Origin of the sequence: Rhodopirellula bahusiensis, assembly GCF_002727185.1 — a bacterium.
In the GTDB taxonomy this organism is placed as follows: domain Bacteria; phylum Planctomycetota; class Planctomycetia; order Pirellulales; family Pirellulaceae; genus Rhodopirellula; species Rhodopirellula bahusiensis.
Genome location: NZ_NIZW01000063.1, coordinates 1 through 567 on the forward strand (window position 1 = coordinate 1; position 567 = coordinate 567).

At 58.7% G+C, this 567-nt stretch carries 1 protein-coding gene; it reads left to right on the forward strand.

From position 1 onward, the window contains the following. Positions 1-2: 2 nt before the first annotated feature. Positions 3-567 (forward strand): IS91 family transposase (locus CEE69_RS31740; RefSeq protein ID WP_143549410.1); only part of this gene is annotated, 565 nt, incomplete at its 3' end.

The window sequence follows — 567 nt, forward strand, 5'->3', positions numbered from 1 at the left end:
AAATGCCCACGGTTGCGGAGGCTCTTCGCCAATTCGCACCGGCATACCTGCAGCAACACGCCGATTCGATCTCGGTCGCCGAAGACAAAGTGCTTGGCGCGTTCACTCGTTGTCGCACCGGTGCACTGGGTGGTGTTCACTACCAGTGCGGTGGTTGCGGAAGCGATCACTGGGTCGGACGTTCGTGTGGCAATCGGCACTGCCCGAACTGCGGTCACCAGCGAACGCAGACTTGGATTGAAACGCAGGCTGCCAAGCTGATGCCGGTTCATCACTTCTTGGTCACTTTCACGGTGCCCCGGGAGATTGGGTTGGTGCTGCGCGTTCACCAACGTGACGGCTACCGATGCCTGTTCGATGCCAGCAGCCAAAGCATTCGCGATGTGGGCGCGGCAACCAAGAGTCTGAAAGGATGCCAGCTTGGGTTCTTCGGCGTACTTCATACTTGGGGTCGCGATCCGGCCGTCTATCATCCGCACGTTCACTATGTCGTTCCTGGCGGCGGAGTGAAACTGGATGAGCATGGCCACGCCTTGTCATGGCAGAGCACTCCGAAGAACTTCTTGT